The following is a 22,057-nucleotide window of genomic DNA, read 5'->3' as shown; positions in this document are numbered from 1 at the left end:
GCTAGTGAAACATGCGCTACCAGCTATAAAAATCGTAGCGTTTTCGGCGTTTGCCTGGCCGGGCAGCAGGGCTGCCCGGTGGTCTTCAGACTACGGTCAGGCGCAAGGGCGTGAGTCCTGCCACGCCGCCTTCGAGCGTATCGCCACGCACCACGGCGCCCACGCCTTCGGGGGTGCCGGTGTAGATCAGGTCGCCGGCCTGCAGCTCCCACGCGGCCGACAGGTGCTCGATGGTCTCGGCAATGTTCCAGATCAACTGGGTCACAGTGCTGCGTTGGCGGTCCGCTCCGTTGACCTGCAGCCAGATGGGCGCGTTGGCCACATCACCTGCCTGGGCTGCCGGCGTGATGGGACCGATGGGCGCGCTGGCGTCGAAGCCCTTGCCAATGCACCAGGGGCGGCCCTGTTTCTTCATGTCGTTTTGCAGATCGCGGCGGGTCATATCCAGGCCCACGGCGTAGCCATAAATGTGGCTGAAAGCGTCGGGGGCCTGGATGTTCTTGCCACCCTTGCCGATGGCCACCACCAGCTCGATCTCGTGGTGCAGGTTGGCGGTCAGGCTGGGGTAGGGCAGTTGCCCGGTTTCGCCCGCGTTGACGACCACAATGGCATCCGCAGGCTTGAGGAAGAAGAACGGAGGCTCGCGGCCGGTGAAACCCATCTCCTTGGCGTGTTCTTCGTAGTTGCGGCCCACGCAGTAGATGCGGTGCACCGGAAACCGTTCGCCGCTGCCCACCACGGGCACGCTGACCACGGGGGCTGGAGGAAACACGTAGCTCATGTCTGCCTTTCAATGGTTCTGGGAATGCTGTCAAAAAACCGGGCGCAGTACCGTGTGCGCCGCAGTGTGGCAGTGTGCCATGGGCGCAGCCCCTCTGCTGGGGGGCGCTACACTCGCGCCCATGGCAAAGAGCTTCGATTTCCACAATACGCCGGGCCACCTGGTGCGCCGCGCCCACCAGCGGACCGTGGCACTTTTCATGGAAGAGACGGCCGGATTTGACGTGACGCCGGTGCAGTTCGCCATCCTGCACGAGCTGCTGGCCCAGCCGGGCGAAGACCAGGTCACCCTGGCGGCCCGCGTGGCGTTCGATGCAGCCACTTCCGGCTCGGTGATCGGGCGCCTGGAAAAGCGCGGCTGGATCCGCCGCGAGCCCGACACCCGCGACCGCCGCCGCAAGCTGCTGTGGATCACCCCCGAAGGCGAAGTGGCCGCCCTGCAGATGCGCGACGCCGCCCAGCGGGTGCAGGAACGCCTGACCGCACCGCTCACCGCCCAGGAAAGCGCCGACCTGATGGTGCTGCTCTCCAAAGTCGTATACAACCACCAGGATCCGGCAGGCACTTCAGGCGCCTGACCGGCACGTCCCGCGCTCTCAGGCCCCAGAGGCTTGCCATCTGCGGCGTGCTGGCACCACGCTGCGCCGGTTCCGTATCTCCACAGACCCCATCACAGGCACCGTTCTTCCATGCAGCTGTACAACTACTTCCGCTCCTCTGCCTCGTTCCGCGTGCGCATCGCGCTGCAGATCAAGGGTCTGGACTATGACTACCTGCCCGTGCACCTCGTCAAGGGCGAACACAAGGACCCCGAGTACCTGCGCCGCATTGGCGATGCACTGGTGCCCACGCTGGTGACCGACGGGGGGACGGCGCTGTCTCAGTCCATGGCCATCATCGAATACCTGGACGAAACCCACCCGACTCCCGCTTTGCTTCCCTCCACGCCGCTGGCCCGGGCCCGGGTGCGGGCGCTGGCGCAGATGGTGGCGTGCGAGATCCATCCGCTCAACAACCTGCGCGTGCTCAAGTACCTGGTGCGCGACCTGAAGGTGGATGAGGATGCCAAGAACGCCTGGTATCACCACTGGGTGCGCGGCGGTCTGGAGGCATTTGAGCGGCAGCTGGGGCTGCTGGCGCAAGAACGCGCAGCGCAGGGCATGGCGCCCTCGGTGCTGTGCTGGGGCGATACGCCCACGCTGGCCGACTGCTGCCTGGTGCCCCAGATCTTCAACGCCCAGCGCTTCAAGGTCAGTCTGGACGGCCTGCCACTCACCATGGGGGTGTTTGACGCCTGCATGGCACTGCCTGCATTCCAGCAGGCGCAGCCCTCGGCTTGCCCGGACAACGAAGCGTGACGCCTGTGTCATCGTCGGTCTCAAGCTGGCACGCAGACTGGCTGGTGCCCGACTGGCCGGCACCGCCCGGTGTGCATGCGCTGTGCACCACGCGCACGGGCGGCGTGAGCCGCGCACCGTACGACCAGTTGAACCTGGGCACCCATGTGGGCGACGATTCGTTGGCAGTGGCTGCCAACCGGCAGACCTTGCAGTCCGCCTTGCAATCCACCACCCCGGACGCCCGCGCGGTGTTCTTGAACCAGGTGCACGGCGATGGCGTGGTGTTGCTGGATGCGAGCACGCCCGATGGCACAGAGGCCGACGCCTGCGTGGCCAGCGCACCCGGCGCCGTCTGCACCATCATGGTGGCCGACTGCCTGCCCGTGCTGCTGGCCCACCGCTCAGGCCAGGTGGTGGCTGCGGCCCACGCCGGCTGGCGCGGACTGGCCGGGCATGCAGGGCAGGGCGTGTTGGAAGCGGTTTTCAAGCATTTTTGCCATGAAGCGCTAGTGCATCATGCCTCGGTAGCTATCAAAAACGGAGCATTGGCGCCAGACTCTCCGGCCGCTTCAGAGCTTGCTGCCCACACGCTGGCCTGGTTGGGCCCCTGCATTGGCCCCACAGCTTTCGAGGTAGGGGCTGAGGTGCGTGCAGCGTTCTGCGACGCGCCGGGCGCATTGGGCGCTGCGGCTGCTCCATGTTTTGTGGCCCGTCCCGACTCACCGGGCAAGTACCTGTGCGATCTGGCAGGGCTGGCCCGGCTGGGGCTGCGTGCCATGGGCATCACGCACATTTACGGCAACGACAGCACCCCGCCGTGGTGCACTGTCACGCAGGCCTCAAGGTTCTTTTCGCACCGCCGAGACAGCGCCGCCCTCGGCGGCAGCGGGCGCTTTGCCGCCTGCATCTGGCGCGGCTGACGCTGCCGGCTCGGCTCCCGCATCGGCCACGCGGGCCGCAGCCTGCTCCGCGTCATACGCAGCCTGTTCGGCCGCCTCCCGTTCCTTGATCTTGCGCTTGCGCGAAGGCGTGCCCAGGATGTACACCAGGATGCCCATGGGCAGTAGGCCGTACAGCGCAAACGTGATGATGGCGCCCAGCACGGTGCCCTGCGGACTGGTGGCCTCGGCCACCGCCATCATGAGAGTGACGTAGGTCCAGGCGATGACGATGAGGTACATTGGTTTGTGTGCACTGAAAGCGTTGAATTCGTTGCCATGCACCATGGCGGTGGGCAACAATGAACCCGCGAAACAAAAATCAGGGCCCAGCCGCTGTGAGCGACCAACCATCGAGGAATGAGCATGACTTCTGAATCACCCTGGGCCGAGAGCGCCCAGCAGTTCCAGCAGATTTTCGGGCAAAGCTGGTCGCAGGCGCTGCAATCGTTCCAGAAACTGGACCTGGGGGCGCAGGTACCCGCCGCCGCACCCCTGAAGCTGTCGCAAACCAAGCTGCAGGCATTGCAGCAGCAATACCTCAAAGAAGCGCAGGACCTCTGGGCGCAGGGCCTGCAGGGCACCCCCGAGGTCAAGGACAAGCGTTTTGCCGGTGAGGGCTGGGCCAGCAACCCCGTGGCAGCGTTTTCCGCCGCCGCCTACCTGCTCAATGCCCGCACCCTGATGGGGCTGGCCGAAGCAGTCGAGGCCGACGAAAAGACCAAGGCCCGCATCCGATTTGGCGTGGAGCAGTGGATGGCAGCCATGGCGCCCAGCAACTTCCTCGCCTTCAATGCCGAAGCGCAGAAAAAAGCCATTGAGACCAAGGGCGAGAGCATTGCCAAGGGCATGCAGAACCTGCTGCACGACATCACCCAGGGCCACGTGTCGATGACCGACGAAAGCCTGTTCGAGGTAGGCCGCAATGTGGCCACCACCGAAGGCGCTGTGGTGTACGAAAACGAGCTGTTCCAGCTGCTCGAATACAAGCCCCTCACGGCCAAGGTGTACGAGCGCCCGTTCCTGCTGGTGCCGCCCTGCATCAACAAGTTCTATATCCTCGACCTGCAGCCCGAGAACTCGCTGATCCGCTATGCGGTTGAACAAGGCCACCGCACCTTCGTGGTGAGCTGGCGCAACCCTGATGACAGCCTGGCCCACAAGACCTGGGACGACTACGTGGAAGATGGCGCCATGGCCGCCATCGACGTAGTGCAGAACATCACCGGTGCCGAGCAGATCAACGCGCTGGGTTTTTGTGTGGGCGGCACCATCCTGTCCAATGCGCTGGCCGTGCTGGCGGCGCGCGGCGACGAGCCCGTGGCCAGTGCCACCTTCCTCACCACGCTGATTGACTTCACCGACACGGGCATTCTGGACGTGTTCATCGATGAAGCCTTCGTCAAGTTCCGCGAGATGCAGATGGGCCATGGCGGGCTGATGAAGGGGCAGGACCTGGCGTCCACCTTCAGCTTCTTGCGACCCAACGATCTGGTCTGGAACTACGTGGTGGGCAACTACCTCAAGGGCGAAACGCCGCCTCCTTTTGACCTGCTGTACTGGAACAGCGACAGCACCAATCTTCCCGGCCCGTTCTACGCCTGGTACCTGCGCAATTTCTACCTCGAAAACAACCTGGTCAAGCCGGGCAAGCTCACCGTGTGCGGCGAAAAGCTGGACCTGGGCAGCCTCGACCTGCCTGTCTACATCTACGGCTCGCGCGAAGACCACATCGTGCCCGCCACGGCCGCTTATGCGTCCACCCAGGTGCTGCCGGGCAAGAAGCGTTTTGTGATGGGCGCCTCAGGCCACATCGCGGGCGTGATCAACCCACCCGCCAAGGGCAAGCGCAGCCACTGGACCCGCGCCGACGGCAAGTTCCCAGGCACGCTGGACCGATGGCTGGAAGGCGCTACCGAGCACCCCGGCAGCTGGTGGACCGACTGGTCAGGCTGGCTCAAGAGCCATGCGGGCAAACAGATTGCCGCGCCCAAGGCCTATGGCAAAGGCACCAAGTTCAAGGCCATCGAGCCCGCACCCGGCCGCTATGTCAAACAGAAAGCCTGATACGCAAAAGTCCTGACTTTTGGCGCTGCGAGAATCACTGAACCACCACTCACCACTACAAGGACATTCCATGGAAGACATCGTCATCGTTTCTGCCGCTCGCACTGCTGTGGGCAAGTTTGGTGGCTCGCTGGCCAAGACGCCTGCGACCGAACTCGGCGCTATCGTGATCCGTGAAGCCATCGCGCGCGCAGGTCTCTCGTCCGACCAGATCGGCGAAGTCATCATGGGCCAGGTGCTGGCAGCTGGCGTGGGCCAGAACCCCGCGCGTCAGGCCTCCATGAAGGCGGGCGTGGCCAAGGAAACCCCTGCACTCACCATCAACGCGGTGTGTGGCTCCGGTTTGAAGGCGGTCATGCTGGCCGCCCAGGCTGTGGCCTGGGGTGACAGCGAGATCGTCGTGGCCGGAGGCCAGGAGAGCATGAGTCTGGCGCCGCACGTGCTGCCCAACTCGCGCGACGGCCAGCGCATGGGCGACTGGAAGCTGATCGACACCATGATCGTGGACGGCTTGTGGGACGTGTACAACCAGTACCACATGGGCATCACGGCTGAAAACGTGGCCAAGCAGTACGGCATCACCCGCGACATGCAGGACGCACTGGCCCTGGCCAGCCAGCAAAAGGCAGCTGCTGCACAAGATGCTGGCAAGTTCGCCGATGAGATCGTCGGCGTAAGCCTGGCACAGAAGAAGGGTGACCCCATCCTGTTCAACACCGATGAGTACCTCAACCGCAAGACCAACGCCGAAGCCCTGGCCGGCCTGCGCCCCGCCTTTGACAAGGCGGGCAGCGTGACCGCCGGCAACGCATCGGGCCTGAACGATGGCGCCGCTGCTGTGGTGGTGATGAGCGCCAAGAAGGCAGCGGCCCTTGGCCTCAAGCCCCTGGCGCGCATCGCCGCTTTTGGCACCAGCGGCCTGGACCCTGCCACCATGGGCATGGGCCCCGTGCCGGCCTCGCGCAAGGCCTTGCAGCGCGCAGGCTGGAACGCCGCCGATGTGGACCTGTTCGAGCTGAACGAAGCCTTCGCCGCACAGGCCTGCGCTGTGAACAAGGAACTGGCCATTGACCCCGCCAAGGTCAACGTGAACGGAGGCGCCATCGCCATCGGCCACCCCATCGGCGCGTCGGGCTGCCGCATTCTGGTCACGCTATTGCACGAAATGCAGCGCCGTGACGCGAAGAAGGGCCTGGCCGCGCTGTGTATCGGTGGTGGCATGGGCGTGTCGCTGGCTTTGGAGCGCTGAGCCTCAGCTTCATCTTGGGGCAACTGGCGTGGTGCCAACGACGCGTTGATCGAAGTCACTGCCAGTCTCAGTCAAAAGGCCGCATTTCCATGCGGCCTTTTTTTATTGATTTTGCTGAACGGACGGTACAGAGAGCGGATTGACAGCGTCTGCGAGTGCTGTGTCCGGATCGCAACCTTTCAACCCAGATAGCTTTGCGACAAGCGAAAGGCTTCGCTTTGCACTGGTGCTGGGAGAGCGCAAGTTTGTACTGATGCGTTACGATGTTTGTCCATGACAGTGACCGTTTTCGCCCAACCCTTCGAACCTGTGGGCTGCCAATCCTGTCGTGACAAGACGCAGCTTCCGTTCGATTTCACGATGGCGTTCCAGCCCATCATGGACCTGGAGTTGGATCGCCCGTTCGCCTACGAAGCGTTGGTGCGCGGTGCAGATGGCGAGTCGGCCGGGACGGTGCTGTCGTGGGTGGATGACACCAACCGCTACCGGTTTGACCAGGCGTGCCGCGTCAAGGCCATTGAACTAGCGTCGCGCCTGGGGCTCGCCAGCCTGCCAGACTGCCGACTGAGCATCAACTTCCTGCCCAATGCGGTGTATCGGCCCGAGACCTGCATCCGCGCCACCATGGAGGCGGCTGAAGAGTTCGATTTTCCGCACAACCGGATCATGTTCGAGGTGACGGAGGGCGAGCAGGTCAGCAATGGTGCACACCTGAAGTCGATCTTCAATGAATACCGGCGCCAGGGCCTCATTACGGCCATCGACGACTTTGGTGCGGGCTACGCGGGGCTGAACATGCTGGTGCAATTTCAGCCGCATGTGCTCAAGATCGACATGGAGCTGATTCGCAACATCGATCAGGACCCCGTGCGACAGGCGATCGTGTGCGGCATTGCGCTGGTCTGCCAACGGTTGTCCATCGACATTGTGGCGGAGGGCATCGAAACCTCGGCTGAGTCCGCCTACCTGAGTTCGGTGGGCGTTCGCTACCAGCAAGGTTATCTGTTCGCCAAGCCGGGATGGGAATCCTTGCCGCTGGCGCCACGGCACGTCTAGCGCAACACAGCGCCTGCATTTCAAGCCAGTCCTTGCGGGAGTGCCGCAGTCCACAGCAGCCAATCCGCTGCCTCCATTTGGTGCATCTGAAGGCGCTACGCCGGTGACGCGTCGCTAAGCGTGCCTCGCGTCAGCTGTGTGACGCATGTGGATATGTCAAAAAGGAAAGGGCTTCAGTGTTTTCCTTCACGGCAGTGCCCAATTTCTTCGGTAGAGTGGGTCCTGAGCCAATCACTAACAAGGAGAAATCACATGAGCCAGAAAGTTGCGTATGTCACCGGTGGCATGGGAGGCATCGGTACCGCCATTTGCCAGCGCCTGCACAAGGAAGGTTTCAAAGTCATCGCTGGTTGCGGCCCGACACGGGACCACGCCAAATGGCTGGCAGAGCAAAAGGCCCTGGGCTACACGTTTTATGCGTCAGTCGGTAACGTGGGTGATTGGGATTCCACCGTGGAAGCCTTTGGTAAGACCAAGGCAGAGCACGGCACCATTGACGTGCTGGTGAACAACGCTGGCATCACGCGCGACCGCATGTTCCTCAAGATGTCGCGCGAAGACTGGGACGCCGTGATCGAAACCAACCTCAACAGCATGTTCAATGTCACCAAACAGGTGGTGTCTGACATGGTGGAAAAGGGCTGGGGCCGCATCATCAACATCAGCTCTGTCAACGGCGAAAAAGGTCAGGCGGGGCAAACCAACTATTCCGCCGCCAAGGCGGGCATGCATGGCTTCTCGATGGCCCTGGCGCAGGAACTGGCCACCAAGGGCGTCACCGTCAATACGGTAAGCCCAGGCTACATCGGCACTGACATGGTCAAGGCAATCCGTCCGGATGTTCTGGAAAAGATTGTCGCCACGGTGCCTGTCAAGCGCCTGGGTGAGCCCAGCGAGATTGCATCGATCATCGCATGGCTGGCCTCGGAAGAGGGCGGATACGCCACCGGTGCAGACTTTTCGGTCAATGGCGGCCTGCACATGGGCTAAAGGCTGTTCCGTCCTTTTGGACCAACAAAAAACCCCGCATCTGCGGGGTTTTTTGTTGGGACTTGCAAGAATCGCGGAGGTTAACTCCGACCTTGCTATGGTCCACCTGAGAAATATGGAGCTAATGTGGCCACATTTCTCATGCCTTGGTATGGTTTATGCTTGATGTGCACTGTGCTACACAACAGAGGCAAGGCCGCAGTGCTTTCAGAAGCGGGCCGGTGCGCGCTTGCGGTCGCGTTCGTCTTCGGGCCAAGCGGACAAGATTGCGGTGGTATTCATGGTGGAAAACTCCTGTGATGTACCAACAACGCGGGCGGTCCACAGTCCGTTGACAACCTTTCGCAAAAAAATGCAACCGCAATAGCCTGTAGATTTACACTAAAAATGGCTACACATTTGATAGCATATAAACGAGATGGATCAATAGAAAGTCCGGAAAATTCTTGAAAGAATTTACAGGACTTTACATCTCTAGCCCACCGAGGCCGCTGAAATTTCTTCGAGTTCGGAAGAAATTTCCAGCCAACGCTCTTCCAGTTTTTCCGTTTCATCGTTTCCGGCTTTCAATCGCCGGCCGCACTCGGCGATCTCTGCGGGAGGCAAGGCTTCCGTCAGTTTTTGCTCCAATTGGGTGCGTTCTGCACTCAGGGCCGTCAAGCGTTTATCGATCTGTTCCAGCTCTTTTTTGAGTGGCCGGGTCTTTTCGGCCAGCTGCTGGCGCGTTTGAGCGTCAAGCTTGCGCTGCTCGCGCCCATCACGCGAAGGGGACAGAGCGGGAGCCGGTGCTGGCGCGGCAACGGAGGCCAGCGTGACCACGGGTGCCGGTGTTGCGGCGGGCGCTGCTGCAGGAGTTTGTGAGGCCTGCGCCTGCTCGGCAAGGCGTGCTTCTTCGCGCAGGCGCTTGGACTCTTCGAGCAGGTAACGTTGATAGTCGTCCAGGTCGCCGTCGAACGGGCCGACCACACCCCGGCCCACCATCCAGAAGTCCTCACAGACCGAGCGCAGCAGGGCGCGGTCGTGGCTGACCAGCATCACAGTGCCATCGAAGTCGTTGAGCGCCATCGCCAGGGCCTCGCGGGTGGCCAGGTCCAGGTGGTTGGTAGGCTCGTCCAGCAGCAGCAGGTTGGGGCGCTGCCATACGATCATGGCCAGCACCAGGCGCGCTTTTTCACCGCCGCTCATGGTGCCAACGGCCTGCTTGACCACGTCCCCGGTGAAGTTGAAGCTGCCTAGGTAGCTGCGCAGATCCTGCTCCCGGCTGGGTTGCTTGGCATCAGGCCCCAGCTCCTTGGCCAAGCGGATCATGTGCTCCAGCGGGTGTTCGCTGGGGCGCAGCACGTCGAGTTCCTGCTGGGCAAAGTAGCCAATGTTCAGGCCCTTGCCCTCGGTGATGCTGCCGCCCAGTGCTTTCATGGTGCGCGCAATGGTCTTGACCAGCGTGGACTTGCCCTGACCGTTAGCGCCCAGGATGCCGATGCGCTGCCCCGCCAGCACCGAACGGTTGACGCCCGTAAGAATGGTGGTGGGCGTGCCCTCGTCGTCCACATAGCCGAACGAGGCGTCGCTGATGGCCAGCATCGGGTTGGGCAAGTTGGCCGGTTCCTTGAACTCGAAAGTGAAGTCCGCCTCGGCGAGCACTGGCCCGATTTTCTCCATGCGTTCGAGTTGCTTGACCCGGCTTTGCGCCTGCTTGGCCTTGCTGGCCTTGGCCTTGAAGCGGTCGATGAATTTCTGCAGGTGGGCCATCTTCTCCTGCTGCTTGGCAAAGCTGGCCTGTTGCAGTTCGAGCTGCTGGGCGCGCAGCTCTTCAAACTTGCTGTAGTTGCCGCCGTAGCGGTTCAACTCGCCTTGCTGGATTTGCAGGGTGACGTTGGTGATGGCGTCCAGGAACTCGCGGTCGTGGCTGATCACGATCATGGTGCCCGCGTAGCGCTTGAGCCAGGCTTCGAGCCAGACCAGGGCGTCCAAATCCAAGTGATTGGTGGGCTCGTCCAGCAGCAGGAGGTCGCTGGGACACATCAGAGCGCGAGCCAGTTGCAGTCGCATGCGCCAGCCACCGGAGAAGCTGTTGACGGGCTGGTCGAGTTCGCTCACGCGAAAACCCAGGCCCAGGATCAGCGCCTGGGCACGCGCCACGGCGTCGTGCGCGCCGGCGTCATGCAGGTCCGAATAGGCATGGGCAATGGCCATCCCATCGTCGCTGGCCTCGGCTTCGGCCAACTGGCGCTGCACCTCGGCCAGACGCGTGTCGCCTTCGAGCACAAAATCGGTGGCCGACTGGTCGGTCTCGGGCATGTTCTGCGCGACCTCGGCCATCCGCCAGCTCGAGGGGATGTGAAAATCCCCGCCATCTTCATGGAGCTTGCCGCTGAGCAGCGCAAACAGGCTGGACTTGCCCGCGCCATTGCGGCCCACAAGCCCGACACTTTCGCCGGGGTTGATGGTGGTGGACACGCTGTCGAGCACGACTTTCGTGCCTCGGCGCAGGGTAACGTTCTTGAGGGTGATCATCCGGAATCAGAAAAAAGCGCACCCGCACGAGGCGGGTGGCATGCAAAACTCTGGGGGCCAGCGCAACTGCCAACGGCACAGCCGCTGCAGCTGCCAAAGGTGGCGTAAAGGGCTCTATTGTGCCGTGAGCCGGGTTTGGGCAGCCAGCGCCCGCCGGGTGACCAGCAAAACCTGGTCTTCTCCTGCACTGGTATCGAGCCAGAAAACCGGCAATTGCGGAAAGGCTGCCTCGAAATAGGCGCGCTCGTTGCCGATCTCCAGAATGATCACAGCGTCTTCGCTCATGCAAGCGGGCGCGGCGGCAAACAGCTGGCGCACAAAGTCCATGCCGTCCTTGCCACCGGCGAGGGCCAGTTCGGGCTCTGCGCGGTATTCGCTGGGCAGCACGGCCATGCTGTCGGCGTTGACGTAGGGCGGGTTGCACAGGATCAGGTCCCAGGGGCCGGGCAGGGCACTCAGTCCATCGGACAACTGCAAGGTGATACGGTCCTGCAGCCCATGTTTGTCCACATTGATGCGTGCCACGGCCAAGGCGTCGGGCGAAATATCGGCACCGGTCACTTCGACTTCGGGCCAGGCCATCGCCGCCAGCACAGCCAGGCTGCCATTGCCCGTGCAAAGGTCCAGCACACGATGGGTGCGGTCGCTCAGGAAATCGTCCACGCTGCCGTCCACCAGCAGCTCTGCAATGAAGCTGCGCGGCACGATGGAGCGCTCGTCCACATAGAACGGCACGCCCTGGAGCCAGGCCTCGCGCGTGAGGTAGGCGGCAGGCTTGCGACTGGCAATGCGTTCTTCAAAAAGTGTAGCAACCAACGCTTTTTCTGCGGGCGCTACCGGCTTGTTTTTGATGGACTCTGGTGCATCGGAGAGGTCGCTATCCAGCGGCAGGCCCAGGCGCCACAACACGAGCCATGCAGCTTCGTCGTGCGCATTGGTGGTGCCATGGCCGAACGAGACGCCGGCCGACTCCAGCTGCTGAGTGCCCCATTCGATCAGTGCGCCAACGGTGTCACCTGCAACTGCCAGTGGATTGTGGCTGGGTGCCTTGCTCATGCGGCCACCGCCTGGGCCGCCAGGGCCTGTGCATGCAGGTTCTCCAGCGTGCGGCGGTAGATGTTCTTGAGCGGCTCGATATCGGCCACCACCACATGCTCGTCGATCTTGTGGATCGTTGCGTTGGACGGGCCCAGTTCGATCACCTGGGGGCAGATCTGCGCAATGAAACGCCCGTCGCTGGTACCACCGGTGGTGGAGAGTTCGGTGGTGATGCCCGTCTCGGAGGCGATGGCCTGCTGCACGGCGCCTACCAGTTCACCGGGCGTGGTGAGGAAGGGCTGGCCGCCCAGCGTCCAGCGCAGGTCATATTCGAGGCCGTGGCGGTCAAGCACGGCGTGCACGCGCTGCTGCAGCCCCTCTGCCGTCGATTCGGTCGAGAAGCGGAAGTTGAAGTCGATCACCACCTCACCCGGGATCACGTTGGTGGCGCCGGTGCCGCCATGGATGTTGCTGATCTGCCAGCTGGTGGGCGGAAAGAAGGCATTGCCGTTGTCCCACGCGGTGGAAGCCAGTTCTGCCAGGGCGGGCAGGGCCTGGTGGATGGGGTTGCGGGCCAGTTGTGGGTAGGCGATGTGGCCTTGGACACCGCGGGCGCTGAGCTTGCCGCTCAAGGTGCCACGCCGTCCATTCTTGATCATGTCACCGGTTTTCTCGACCGAGGTCGGTTCGCCCACGATGCAGTAATCAAGCTTTTCGCCACGCGCCTGGAGCTGCTCGACCACGACCTTGGTGCCGTCAACGGAAGGACCTTCCTCGTCACTGGTCAGCAAAAAGGCCAGCTCGATCTGCGGTGCGGGCGTGGCGGCCAGGAACTCTTCCACCGCGACCACAAAGGCTGCGATGGAGGTCTTCATGTCGCTCGCACCCCGGCCATAGAGCTTGCCGTCCTTATGGGTGGGCACGAACGGGTCGCTGCTCCACTGGGCCAGCGGGCCAGTGGGGACGACATCGGTATGGCCTGCGAATACTACTGTTTTGATAGCGGATGAGGCATGATTCACTATCGCTACCGGTCGCTTTGCCCACAAATTGCTGACACGGAAGTCTGTGGGACCACTGTCCAGTCGTTCGCACACAAACCCGAGCGGAGCGAGCCGTGTGGCCAGCAGATCCAGGCAGCCGGCGTCCTCCGGCGTGATGGAGGGCAGGGAAATGAGCTGTTCAGCCAGGTGCAGGGTACGGGACATGGGATGGGGTCAGGGAATGGAGACAGGCAGCCGGGCTGCGATCATGGGTACAGGCATGGGCGCTGCGTGGCCCAGCCCAGAGCCGCCAAGCAAGGGATGCCAGGCACCGAGCGCGTCGTCTTCCCTGAGGGAGGGCTCCGCAGGCCGCTCAAGGCGCGTCACATCACGCTGCCGGCTTGACGTCCAGCACGATCTCGGTGAACGACGGTGCATCGTCGGGTGCATCGCGTGCTTCTTTCTGGGCCTTGGCGGCGTTGGCGGCCAAGGAAAAGTCGTTTTGCAGGCGCCACATCAGGTTGGTGGGCGAATCGGCGTAGGCCATGCCTTCCTTGCGGTCGATCTGCGCATCCATGATGAGGCGGGCCAGCGCTTCTTCAAAGGTCTGCGATCCTTCGGCCATGGATTTTTCCATGGCCTCGCGTACGCCCGAGAAGTCGCCTTTTTCGATGAGATCGGACACCAGCTTGGTGTTGAGCATGACTTCAACTGCCGGCACCCGGCCGCCGTCGGTCTTGCGCACCAGGCGCTGGGAAACCACGGCTTTGAGTGCCGATGCCAGGTCGCCCAGCATGGTGGGTCGTACTTCGACGGGGTAGAACGACAAGATGCGGTTGAGCGCGTGGTAGCTGTTGTTGCCGTGCAGCGTGGCCAGGCACAGGTGACCCGACTGCGCATAGGCAATGGCGGCCGACATGGTTTCGCGGTCGCGGATTTCGCCGATCAGGATCACGTCGGGCGCCTGGCGCAGCGCGTTTTTCAGGGCCGTTTGCAGGGACTGGGTGTCGCTGCCGATCTCGCGCTGGTTGACGATGGATTTCTTGTTCTTGAACTGGTATTCGACCGGGTCCTCGATGGTGAGGATGTGGCCTGTGAGCGCCTCGTTGCGGGTGTCGATCATCGAGGCCAGCGAAGTGCTCTTGCCTGAACCCGTGGCACCCACCATCAGGATCAGTCCGCGTTTTTCCAAGATGAGTTCGCGCATTACCGGGGGCAGGCCCAGGGAATCGAACTCGGGAATCTGCTGGGAGATGAAGCGGATCACCACCGCATAGCTGCCACGCTGGCGCATGGCGCTGACCCGGAAGCGGCCCACGCCGCTGAGCGGCACACCCATGTTGAGTTCGCCGGTTTCTTCCAGCTCTTCGATACGGTCCGGGGGGACCACTTCGGACAGCAGGTTGCGCGGCGCATCGGGCGGCAGGATCTGGTTGTTGATGGGCACGCACTCGCCGTTGATCTTGATCAGCGCGGGCGCGTTGGCCGACAGATAGACGTCGGAGGCCTTTTTCTCTGCCATCAGGCGAAGAATTCGTTCCATCGTGCTCATGGTGTTTCCCTCTTGTTCTCAGTCTCTGTCGGTGGGGCGAACGGCCCGGGCCGTCCGCAGGTCCCCGTCAATCAGTCGCGCAGCAGGTCGTTGATGCTGGTCTTGGAGCGCGTTTGCGCATCGACCTGCTTAACGATGATGGCAGCGTACATGCTGTAGGGCGTGCCGTTGGCGGCCGTCTTGGGCAGGTTGCCGCTGACCACCACCGAGCCCGAGGGCACGCGGCCGTAGCTGATTTCGCCGGTGGCACGGTTGAAGATCGGGGTGCTCTGGCCCAGGTACACACCCATGCCCAGTACGGAGTTTTCTTCGACCACGACGCCTTCGACCACCTCGGAGCGGGCGCCGATGAAGCAGTTGTCTTCAATGATGGTGGGGCCGGCCTGCAGAGGCTCCAGCACACCGCCAATGCCTACGCCACCCGACAGGTGCACGTTGGAGCCAATCTGTGCGCACGAACCCACGGTGGCCCAGGTGTCGACCATGGTGCCTTCGCCCACGTAGGCGCCGATGTTCACGTATGACGGCATCAGGATCGCGCCCTTGGCGATGAAGCTGCCACGGCGGGCCACAGCAGGCGGCACCACGCGCACGCCAGTGGCTTTCATTTCTTCTTCGGACAGGTGGGCAAACTTGGTCTGCACCTTGTCGTAAAAGCCCAGGTCGCCAGCCTTGACGACTTCGTTGTCCTTGAGGCGGAACGACAGCAGCACGGCCTTCTTGATCCACTGGTGCACCGTCCACTGGCCCACGCCTTCGCGGGTGGCCACGCGCAGCTTGCCATTGTTCAGCTCGGCAATCACATGCTCGACGGCGTCCTGGATCTCCTTGGGGGCGGTGGCGGGCGAGAGGCTGGCGCGGTTTTCCCAGGCGTTGTCGATGAGGGTTTGGAGTTGTTGGGTCATGTTGTTGTCGATCAGATCAGGCAGTACGGGATTGGATGAATTGCACGATGCGCAGCGCAGCTTCCACGCATTCTTCGGCTTCGGCCACCAGGGCCATGCGCACGCGCTGGGCGCCGGGGTTGCTCCCCTGGGCCTCGCGGGCCAGGTAGCTGCCGGGCAGCACCGTGACATTGTATTGAGCCAGCAGGGCGCGCGCGAACTCGGCATCGTCCATCCCCAGGGCTTCCGGTACTTTGGCCCACAGGTAAAAACCGGCATCCGGCAGGGCGACTTCCATCACGCCAGCCAGCAGCGGTGTGACCTGGGCAAACTTCTTGCGGTACAGCGCCCGGTTGTCCACCACGTGCTTTTCATCCCCCCAGGCAGCGATGCTGGCGGCCTGCACGATGGGGCTCATTGCGCTGCCGTGGTAGGTGCGGTAGAGCAAGAACGACTTGATCAGCGCTGCGTCGCCAGCCACGAAGCCGCTGCGCATGCCGGGCACATTGCTGCGTTTGGACAGACTGGTGAAGGAGATCAGGTTCTTGAAGTCGCCGCGCCCCAGCTGCGCCGCAGCCTGCAGGCCGCCCAGGGGCGGCTCGTCGCGGAAATAGATCTCGCTGTAGCACTCGTCCGAGGCGATCACAAAACCGTAGCGGTCGCTCAGCTCAAACAGCTTCTTCCACTCGCTGAGCGGCATCACGGCGCCCGTGGGGTTGCCAGGGGAGCAGACGAAGAGCAGCTGGGTGCGTTGCCACACAGCTTCGGGCACTGCGTCCCAGTTCACCGCAAAGTTGCGGCCGGGGTCGCTGGCCGCGTAGTACGGCTGGGCTCCCGCCAGCAAGGCGGCACCTTCGTAGATTTGATAGAACGGATTGGGGCAGACGACCAGCGGCTGGCCGTGCGAGGGATCGATGATGGTCTGCGCAAATGCAAACAGTGCCTCACGCGAGCCGTTGACGGGCAGCACCTGGGTGCCCGGGTCCAGGGTCAGCGCATAGCGCTGTTGTATCCACTGGGTGAAGGCCTCGCGCAGCTTGGGTTCGCCTGCGGTGGCGGGGTAACTGGCCAGTCCGCCCAGGTGGTTACTGAGTGCATCTTTGATGAACTGCGGTGTAGGATGGCGCGGCTCACCCATGCCCAGGCTGATGGGGCTGTAAGCCGCCGGGAGTGTGACTCCCGCAAAGAGTTGCCGCAGCCGCTCGAAGGGGTAAGGCTGGAGTTGGGAGAGCAGGGGATTCATGGAGCGACATTATGGGCGAAGGGCATACGCCCACGGCACGGTGCAGGGTGTCGCGCCGTCCATGGCGAGGGCAAGGCCAGGTGCGCAGTCAAGCACTGTTTACCCCACGCACGGTTGTCAATCCGACGTAAGAGCGGGCACATAGCATGGCCCACATTCAAAAATGATAACGGAGACAAGATGTCTGGATTCCTACCGCTGCGCCCCGGGCTCTGGTGGATGCGCAGGTGGCACCTGCCGGGCAAACTGGTGACGCTGGGCGTGGTGATGGCTGGCGCCCTGGCGATGGCCGCCGTGGATGCTCCGTGGTGGGCGGTGGCGTTGGCAGCCGCCGTGGTTCTGTATGCACTGTGCGCGTTGTATGCGGGTCTGGCATCCGACCTGCAAGGCTTGGCGCATGCGATGGAGCAGACCACACGCGGTGATTTGTGTGCCAGGGCGGGTGTTTATGGGCGGGACGAGGTCGGGTCCATGGCCCAGTCGCTGGACCGCATGGTGCTCACACTGTCGTCCATGGTGGCCGATATCCGCAGCAATGCCGCATTGGTGGCCCATGCGGGACAAAGCCTGGCGCAAGGTAACCGGTCTCTGGCCGATCGCACCGAACAGCAGGCGGCCAACCTGGAGCAGACGGCTGCCAGCGTGGAGCAGCTATCGTCGGCCGTGCAGAACAACGCACAGACCGCGCGCAGCGCCGATGCCCGCGCCGCAGAAGTACGCAAGGCCGCCGACACCGGCGCCGAGGCCATGGCCCGCGCCGTGCAGTCGGTGGAGGCCATCCAGCAAAGCGCGCGCCGCATGACCGAGATCATTGGTGTCATCGACAGCATTGCGTTTCAGACCAACATCCTGGCCCTGAACGCTGCGGTGGAGGCCGCCCGTGCGGGTGAGCAGGGCCGCGGCTTTGCCGTGGTGGCGGGCGAGGTGCGCACGCTGGCCAAGCGCTCGGGCGACGCGGCGCGGGAGATCCGCGAGCTGATCAGCGCCTCGGTCAGCCAGGTGGAGGCCAGCGCCGGGTTGATCCGGTCGGCGGGAGAGGGCATTGCCAACATGGCCAGCGGCATCCGCAGTGTGGCGGCGAGCATGACCGAGATCTCCGGCTCCAGCGCCGAGCAAAGCACGGGCCTGAGCGAAGTCAGCTCCGCCGTGCAGCAACTCGATCAGATCACGCAGCACAACGCCCAGATGGTGGGCCACGCGGTCTCGCAGGCCGAGGCGCTGGAGCACCGCGCGTCCACCCTGTCGCAAGCCGTGGCGGCGTTTCGCCTGCAGCAGGGCACAGCCGATGAGGCAGTGGCTCTGGTGAGCAAGGCGGTGGCGCTGCACAAGACCAGTTCGCGCGATCAATTCCTGCGCAGCATCACCGACAAGACCCAGCCCTACCATGACCGTGACATGTATGTGTTTGTGCTGGACGCCGGGGGGACCTATCTGGCCTTTGGTGGCAACCCGGCCAAGGTGGGCACGCGAGTGCAAGACATCCCCGGCATTGCAGGCGACCGACTGGTGAGCGACATCGTGACCCAGGCCGACCGCGCCCCGGGGTGGGTGGAGTACGACATCAACAACCCGGCCACCGGCGCGGTGCAAACCAAGATGTCCTACGTGAGCCGGGTGGGGGACTGGTACGTGGGCTGCGGCGTGTACAAATCGCTGGCCGCGCGATAACCGCAGACAGGCGGTTGCTGGTCCAGCGGACCAGGCGCCGTTCTCAGCGCGCTCCCTTTTCACGCAGTTGCCGTGCGCGCTCCATGGCGGCGGCAATGGCCGCCTTGCGTGCCTCCATGCCCTCGGCAGCCACCGCAGCGGCGGCTGGGCTGTGGGTGGCGGCCGATGTCGAATCGGCCTGCGCTCCGGAGCCTTCGTCCTCTACATCCTCCAGCGGCACCCGCTGACGGTGTTGCTGATACCGCTGTTTGGCTTGGAGCGCGAGCGCATCAGACCACGCAGCCCATCCGGTGGCCATGCCGCTGGCGCTGTCGAGCTGGATGCAATCTACCGGGCAGACCGGGATGCACAGCTCGCACCCTGTGCAGTAAGGCTCGATGACGGTGTGCATTTTCTTGTTGGAGCCCACAATGGCGTCGGTGGGGCAGGCCTTGATGCACAAGGTGCAGCCAATGCACCACGCCTCGTCGATGAAGGCCACGCTGCGCGGTGCCTCCACCCCATGGTCGGCGCTCAAGGGCGCCACGGCATGGCCCGTGATGGCGGCCAAGCGGGCCACGCCCTCAGCACCGCCCGGAGGGCACTGGGTGATGGCCGCCTCCCCCTGGGCGATGGCCTGCGCATAGCTGGCGCAGTCGGGATAGCCGCAGCGCGTGCACTGCGTCTGGGGCAGGGCGGCATCAATCCGCGCTGCCAGGTCGGTCAGGGCAGCGTGGGATGGGGTCGTGCTGGCAGAGGCGGGGTGGCTCAAGCCTTGCGCGCCTTGCTCTTGCTGCCGCTGCGGGTGGACGGCGCTGCAGTGGCGCTGGTCTGGGCCGTGGCCAGATCAGCGGTGGGCGCCTGCGCCGCACCTGTGGGCGCCGCAGCGGGCTGCACCCAGCGGGTGGCCACAGCGGTGGCCGCCACGGGCTTGGCCGCAGCGCGGACTGGGGCAGGCTTGGCTGCTGCCGTAGGCGCCTTGGTCGCCTTGATCACCTTGGTGGCGGCGGGTTTGGCTGCCGGTGCGGGCTTGCTGGCAACCTTGGCAGGGGCCGGTGCAGGGCTGGCGAGCCTGGGGGCCGGTATGGACGTTGCGGCCACAGTGGCGGGCTTGGCAGGCAACTCGTGTTCCAGGATGAATGCGCGCACCTTGGGGTACACGATGTCGCGCCAGCGGCGGCCACTGAAGATACCGTAGTGGCCTGCGCCCTTGGCTTCCAGGTGGCGCTGCTCCTTGCGCACGATGCCGCTGCACAGGTCGTGGGCCGCTTCGGTCTGGCCCGAGCCGGAGATGTCGTCCAGCTCGCCTTCCACCGTGAAGAGGGCTGTGGTCTTGATGTCTTGCGGACGCACGCGCTCCAGCTTGCCGGCGGGTGAGCGCACATCCCAGGTGCCGTTCACCAGCTTGTAATCCTGGAACACGGTCTGGATGGTTTCGAGGTAGTAGTCCGCATCCATGTCCAGCACGGCGTTGTACTCGTCGTAGAACTTGCGGTGCGCCTCGGCACTTGCGTCGTCGCCCTTGATCAGGTCCTTGAAGTAATCGTAGTGGCTGGTCGCATGGCGGTCCGGGTTCATGGCCACAAAACCGGTGTACTGCAAAAAGCCCGGGTACACGCGGCGGCCCGCGCCCGGGAATTTTTCCGGCACGCGGTAGATCACGTTGTTCTCAAACCACTCGTAGCTGCGGTTGGTCGCCAGATTGTTCACTGCCGTGGGCGACTTGCGAGCGTCGATGGGGCCACCCATCATGGTCATCGTCAGGGGCGTTTTCTCGCCGCGGCTGGCCATCAGCGACACGGCTGCCAGCACGGGCACCGTCGGTTGGCACACACTGATCACGTGGCAGTTGCCGTAGATGCCCTGCAGATGGCGGATGAAGTCCTGCACGTAGTTGACGTAGTCGTCGAGGTGGAACTCCCCCTCCGACAGCGGCACCAGGCGGGCGTTCTTCCAGTCGGTGATGTAGACCTTGTGGTCCTTGAGCATGGTGCGCACGGTGTCGCGCAGCAGCGTGGCGTAATGACCCGACAGCGGTGCCACGATCAGCACCACGGGCTGGCCCTTGAGCTTGGTCAGCGTGGCAGGGTCGTCCGAAAAGCGCTTGAAGCGGCGCAGCTCGCAAAACGGCTTGTCGACCTCAATGCGTTCATGGATAGCGACGCCGATACCGTCCACGTCGACCGTGTGGATGTCGAAGGCGGGCTTTTCGTAGTCCTTGCCCAGGCGGTAGAGCAGGTCGTAACCGGCAGCCATGCGCTGTGCCGCCGAGGTCTGGCTCAGCGGCGAGACGGGGTTGCTGAACAACTTGGAAGCCGCCTGCGCAAAATCTGTGAAGGGCTCCATCAAGGAGCGCTGGGTTTCGTAGAGGTGGTACAGCATGGGGCGAAACTCCGTTTTGTTGCAGTGCAATATAGCAGCACTTGGTAACAAGCGCATGGAGTAAAACCACCAATGTCCAGTCGCCTATGCGACAAATTGACGTGGCCCCAGGGGCGGCGCGCCGGTTCGGCGACGAAGGCTGCGAAGCTATCAAAAATGATAGCTACTCAGGCAATTAGCACTAGCGCTTGTGCCGATTTTTGCCTCAACCCTGCACTTTGGGCTCCGCGTTGTCGCTCAGCCAGGCCTCGAACGACTCGCGGGCCGAGTTGCGCAGTGCGGGGCGGAACCCCGTCTTGTTACTCAGATACAGGCAGTGCCGGATCACGGTGTACGGGTTGAAGCTGCCCTGCGGGTTTTGCTCTTCAAAGTGCTGCTTGTAGCGTTTGACCACTCCGATCGTCTCGCGCATGAGACTGTTGAAGCGCGCACGTGTCATGCCGGCTGACCAGGCCTGGATGTCGTCCACAAACCCATCGACCTTGGACGGCTCGAATTCGAAGTCCTTGAAAAAATGCGTGGCGATCTTCAAGAACGTGAACGCGTTCAGTTCGCTGCTGGTGGCGGCTGCGCGGGTGGGCGCCTGCAAATCGGCGGCGACATCGGTTGCGGGTTCGGCGGTTTCGTCGGGGGCCTGCAGCAGTTCGGCCGCTGTGGCATCGCGGATCTGGCGGAACTCGCGGTCGGCCAGCTCGAACAGGGCCGACAGCACGTTGATGCGCCGCTTGAGCTGGCCCGGGATGGATTTTTTGTACTTGATCTTGTGGTCCAGCACGCTCCACGAGTCCTGGATGATGGTGCGCACCTGCAGCTCGAAGGGCCACTCGGCATAGGCCGCGTGCTCCGGCAGGTCGCGTTCGGCCACGCTCAGCCGCAGGTCCAGGTGCAGCCCTTTGTAGCCAAAGGACGCCTCGGTGCTTTCCACCGCCGAGACCTTGTCGGTCACGTCGATCACCGCGAAATGGGCGCGCACGATCTGGGCAATCTTCTCCAGCTCGTCTTCATACAGGCACACCACCCGCACGCCAATCAGGTCGGTGATGTAAGTCTCTATGTCGTAGGGGGTGTTGCTCTCTTCCAGCGCCGGACGGTATTTGCGCACGAACTTGCGCACGCATTCGTCCACATCCTTCACGCGGCCCTCCACCTTGGTGATGTCCACGCCGCCCGCCTGGGTCACCACCGCCGCCACCCGCGCGGTCAGCGCTGCGCAGGCGTCTTCCAGCGCAACCGCCTGCGCGGTGTACCAGCTGCGAAATTGGGATTCCTCCAGGTCGAAATCGAGCGATGCCATGCCAGGCCTTTGTGGTGGGTATTGCCAGGGTTGATACGGGAAGTGGGTGCGGGCGCATAGCCCTTGGCCCAGCGGGTGCGAGCATAAACGGCATGCAGGG

19 protein-coding genes are annotated in these 22,057 nt (G+C 63.4%); 8 read left to right on the top strand and 11 right to left on the bottom strand.

Annotation, left to right across the window (positions count from 1 at the left end):
* Positions 1-85 precede the first annotated feature (85 nt).
* Positions 86-781 (bottom strand): fumarylacetoacetate hydrolase family protein, encoded by a 696-nt coding sequence (locus C8C96_RS16225; RefSeq protein WP_121942965.1) that lies wholly within the window; start codon positions 779-781, stop codon positions 86-88.
* 121 nt (positions 782-902) lie between these two features.
* On the opposite strand from C8C96_RS16225, the gene C8C96_RS16220 reads away from it, so the two are divergent.
* From C8C96_RS16220 to C8C96_RS16210, 3 genes are all read left to right on the top strand, one after another.
* On the top strand, positions 903-1,358 hold the full coding sequence (locus tag C8C96_RS16220) for a MarR family winged helix-turn-helix transcriptional regulator (protein WP_043566498.1): 456 nt from the start codon (positions 903-905) through the stop codon (positions 1,356-1,358).
* A gap of 111 nt (positions 1,359-1,469) precedes the next feature.
* A complete protein-coding gene (gene maiA, locus C8C96_RS16215) occupies positions 1,470-2,138 on the top strand; it encodes a maleylacetoacetate isomerase (protein ID WP_121942964.1) in 669 nt (222 codons plus the stop codon).
* Entirely contained in the window at positions 2,135-3,040 is a 906-nt protein-coding gene (locus C8C96_RS16210) for a polyphenol oxidase family protein (protein ID WP_121942963.1), read from the top strand. Before maiA ends, C8C96_RS16210 begins: the two co-directional genes overlap by 4 nt.
* Here the strand turns inward: C8C96_RS16210 and C8C96_RS16205 are convergent.
* On the bottom strand, positions 2,960-3,301 hold the full coding sequence (locus C8C96_RS16205) for a hypothetical protein (protein WP_121944052.1): 342 nt from the start codon (positions 3,299-3,301) through the stop codon (positions 2,960-2,962). The genes C8C96_RS16210 and C8C96_RS16205 overlap by 81 nt on opposite strands.
* Positions 3,302-3,424: 123 nt before the next feature.
* Between C8C96_RS16205 and C8C96_RS16200 the strand changes: the two genes are divergently transcribed.
* The 4 genes from C8C96_RS16200 to phbB all read left to right on the top strand — a co-directional run bounded on the left by C8C96_RS16200 (position 3,425) and on the right by phbB (position 8,420).
* Positions 3,425-5,125, top strand: a complete 1,701-nt coding sequence (locus tag C8C96_RS16200) for an alpha/beta hydrolase (protein ID WP_121942962.1) — start codon at positions 3,425-3,427, stop codon at positions 5,123-5,125.
* A 70-nt stretch (positions 5,126-5,195) separates the two neighbouring features.
* Complete coding sequence (locus C8C96_RS16195; RefSeq protein ID WP_056744953.1) at positions 5,196-6,374, top strand: acetyl-CoA C-acetyltransferase; 1,179 nt, start codon at positions 5,196-5,198, stop codon at positions 6,372-6,374.
* Positions 6,375-6,647: 273 nt separating this feature from the next.
* A complete protein-coding gene (locus tag C8C96_RS16190) occupies positions 6,648-7,430 on the top strand; it encodes an EAL domain-containing protein (protein ID WP_121942961.1) in 783 nt (260 codons plus the stop codon).
* 252 nt (positions 7,431-7,682) lie between these two features.
* Entirely contained in the window at positions 7,683-8,420 is a 738-nt protein-coding gene (gene phbB, locus C8C96_RS16185) for an acetoacetyl-CoA reductase (RefSeq protein ID WP_056062618.1), read from the top strand.
* A 474-nt stretch (positions 8,421-8,894) separates the two neighbouring features.
* Here the strand turns inward: phbB and C8C96_RS16180 are convergent, their stop codons facing one another.
* The 6 genes from C8C96_RS16180 to dapC all read right to left on the bottom strand — a co-directional run bounded on the left by C8C96_RS16180 (position 8,895) and on the right by dapC (position 16,634).
* Positions 8,895-10,934 carry an ABC-F family ATP-binding cassette domain-containing protein gene (locus C8C96_RS16180; protein ID WP_121942960.1) on the bottom strand — a complete coding sequence of 680 codons (2,040 nt, stop codon included), beginning with the start codon at positions 10,932-10,934 and terminating at the stop codon, positions 8,895-8,897.
* Positions 10,935-11,048: 114 nt separating this feature from the next.
* Positions 11,049-11,990 (bottom strand): 50S ribosomal protein L3 N(5)-glutamine methyltransferase, encoded by a 942-nt coding sequence (prmB, locus tag C8C96_RS16175; RefSeq protein ID WP_121942959.1) that lies wholly within the window; start codon positions 11,988-11,990, stop codon positions 11,049-11,051.
* Positions 11,987-13,180: a succinyl-diaminopimelate desuccinylase gene (gene dapE, locus C8C96_RS16170; protein WP_121942958.1), complete on the bottom strand. Its 1,194-nt coding sequence runs from the start codon at positions 13,178-13,180 to the stop codon at positions 11,987-11,989. Before dapE ends, prmB begins: the two co-directional genes overlap by 4 nt.
* Before the next feature lie 163 nt (positions 13,181-13,343).
* A complete protein-coding gene (locus tag C8C96_RS16165; RefSeq protein WP_056062628.1) occupies positions 13,344-14,507 on the bottom strand; it encodes a PilT/PilU family type 4a pilus ATPase in 1,164 nt (387 codons plus the stop codon).
* 71 nt (positions 14,508-14,578) lie between these two features.
* Positions 14,579-15,412 carry a 2,3,4,5-tetrahydropyridine-2,6-dicarboxylate N-succinyltransferase gene (gene dapD, locus C8C96_RS16160; protein WP_121942957.1) on the bottom strand — a complete coding sequence of 278 codons (834 nt, stop codon included), beginning with the start codon at positions 15,410-15,412 and terminating at the stop codon, positions 14,579-14,581.
* A gap of 16 nt (positions 15,413-15,428) precedes the next feature.
* A complete protein-coding gene (gene dapC / locus C8C96_RS16155; RefSeq protein ID WP_121942956.1) occupies positions 15,429-16,634 on the bottom strand; it encodes a succinyldiaminopimelate transaminase in 1,206 nt (401 codons plus the stop codon).
* A 180-nt stretch (positions 16,635-16,814) separates the two neighbouring features.
* On the opposite strand from dapC, the gene C8C96_RS16150 reads away from it, so the two are divergent.
* Complete coding sequence (locus C8C96_RS16150) at positions 16,815-18,302, top strand: methyl-accepting chemotaxis protein (protein WP_121942955.1); 1,488 nt, start codon at positions 16,815-16,817, stop codon at positions 18,300-18,302.
* A 43-nt stretch (positions 18,303-18,345) separates the two neighbouring features.
* On the opposite strand, the gene rsxB is transcribed toward C8C96_RS16150, so the two are convergent.
* From rsxB to C8C96_RS16135, 3 genes are all read right to left on the bottom strand, one after another.
* Entirely contained in the window at positions 18,346-19,053 is a 708-nt protein-coding gene (gene rsxB / locus C8C96_RS16145) for an electron transport complex subunit RsxB (protein ID WP_121942954.1), read from the bottom strand.
* Entirely contained in the window at positions 19,050-20,663 is a 1,614-nt protein-coding gene (locus C8C96_RS16140) for a polyhydroxyalkanoate depolymerase (RefSeq protein ID WP_121942953.1), read from the bottom strand. The genes rsxB and C8C96_RS16140 overlap by 4 nt, the downstream gene beginning before the upstream one ends.
* Positions 20,664-20,868: 205 nt before the next feature.
* Positions 20,869-21,957 (bottom strand): GTP pyrophosphokinase family protein, encoded by a 1,089-nt coding sequence (locus C8C96_RS16135; RefSeq protein WP_121942952.1) that lies wholly within the window; start codon positions 21,955-21,957, stop codon positions 20,869-20,871.
* Between the last annotated feature and the right edge of the window lie 100 nt (positions 21,958-22,057).

Source organism: Acidovorax sp. 100, assembly GCF_003688355.1.
Lineage (GTDB): Bacteria > Pseudomonadota > Gammaproteobacteria > Burkholderiales > Burkholderiaceae_C > Acidovorax > Acidovorax delafieldii.
This window is presented reverse-complemented; position numbering and strand designations above follow the sequence as displayed.

Coding starts and splice junctions, on each gene's coding strand:
- C8C96_RS16225 (WP_121942965.1), bottom strand. CDS start 781: ATGAGCTACGTGTTTCCTCCAGCCCCCGTGGTCAGCGTGCCCGTGGTG.
- C8C96_RS16220 (WP_043566498.1), top strand. CDS start 903: ATGGCAAAGAGCTTCGATTTCCACAATACGCCGGGCCACCTGGTGCGC.
- maiA (WP_121942964.1), top strand. CDS start 1,470: ATGCAGCTGTACAACTACTTCCGCTCCTCTGCCTCGTTCCGCGTGCGC.
- C8C96_RS16205 (WP_121944052.1), bottom strand. CDS start 3,301: ATGTACCTCATCGTCATCGCCTGGACCTACGTCACTCTCATGATGGCG.
- C8C96_RS16200 (WP_121942962.1), top strand. CDS start 3,425: ATGACTTCTGAATCACCCTGGGCCGAGAGCGCCCAGCAGTTCCAGCAG.
- C8C96_RS16195 (WP_056744953.1), top strand. CDS start 5,196: ATGGAAGACATCGTCATCGTTTCTGCCGCTCGCACTGCTGTGGGCAAG.
- C8C96_RS16190 (WP_121942961.1), top strand. CDS start 6,648: ATGACAGTGACCGTTTTCGCCCAACCCTTCGAACCTGTGGGCTGCCAA.
- phbB (WP_056062618.1), top strand. CDS start 7,683: ATGAGCCAGAAAGTTGCGTATGTCACCGGTGGCATGGGAGGCATCGGT.
- C8C96_RS16180 (WP_121942960.1), bottom strand. CDS start 10,934: ATGATCACCCTCAAGAACGTTACCCTGCGCCGAGGCACGAAAGTCGTG.
- prmB (WP_121942959.1), bottom strand. CDS start 11,990: ATGAGCAAGGCACCCAGCCACAATCCACTGGCAGTTGCAGGTGACACC.
- dapE (WP_121942958.1), bottom strand. CDS start 13,180: ATGTCCCGTACCCTGCACCTGGCTGAACAGCTCATTTCCCTGCCCTCC.
- C8C96_RS16165 (WP_056062628.1), bottom strand. CDS start 14,507: ATGAGCACGATGGAACGAATTCTTCGCCTGATGGCAGAGAAAAAGGCC.
- dapD (WP_121942957.1), bottom strand. CDS start 15,412: ATGACCCAACAACTCCAAACCCTCATCGACAACGCCTGGGAAAACCGC.
- dapC (WP_121942956.1), bottom strand. CDS start 16,634: ATGAATCCCCTGCTCTCCCAACTCCAGCCTTACCCCTTCGAGCGGCTG.
- C8C96_RS16150 (WP_121942955.1), top strand. CDS start 16,815: ATGTCTGGATTCCTACCGCTGCGCCCCGGGCTCTGGTGGATGCGCAGG.
- C8C96_RS16140 (WP_121942953.1), bottom strand. CDS start 20,663: ATGCTGTACCACCTCTACGAAACCCAGCGCTCCTTGATGGAGCCCTTC.
- C8C96_RS16135 (WP_121942952.1), bottom strand. CDS start 21,957: ATGGCATCGCTCGATTTCGACCTGGAGGAATCCCAATTTCGCAGCTGG.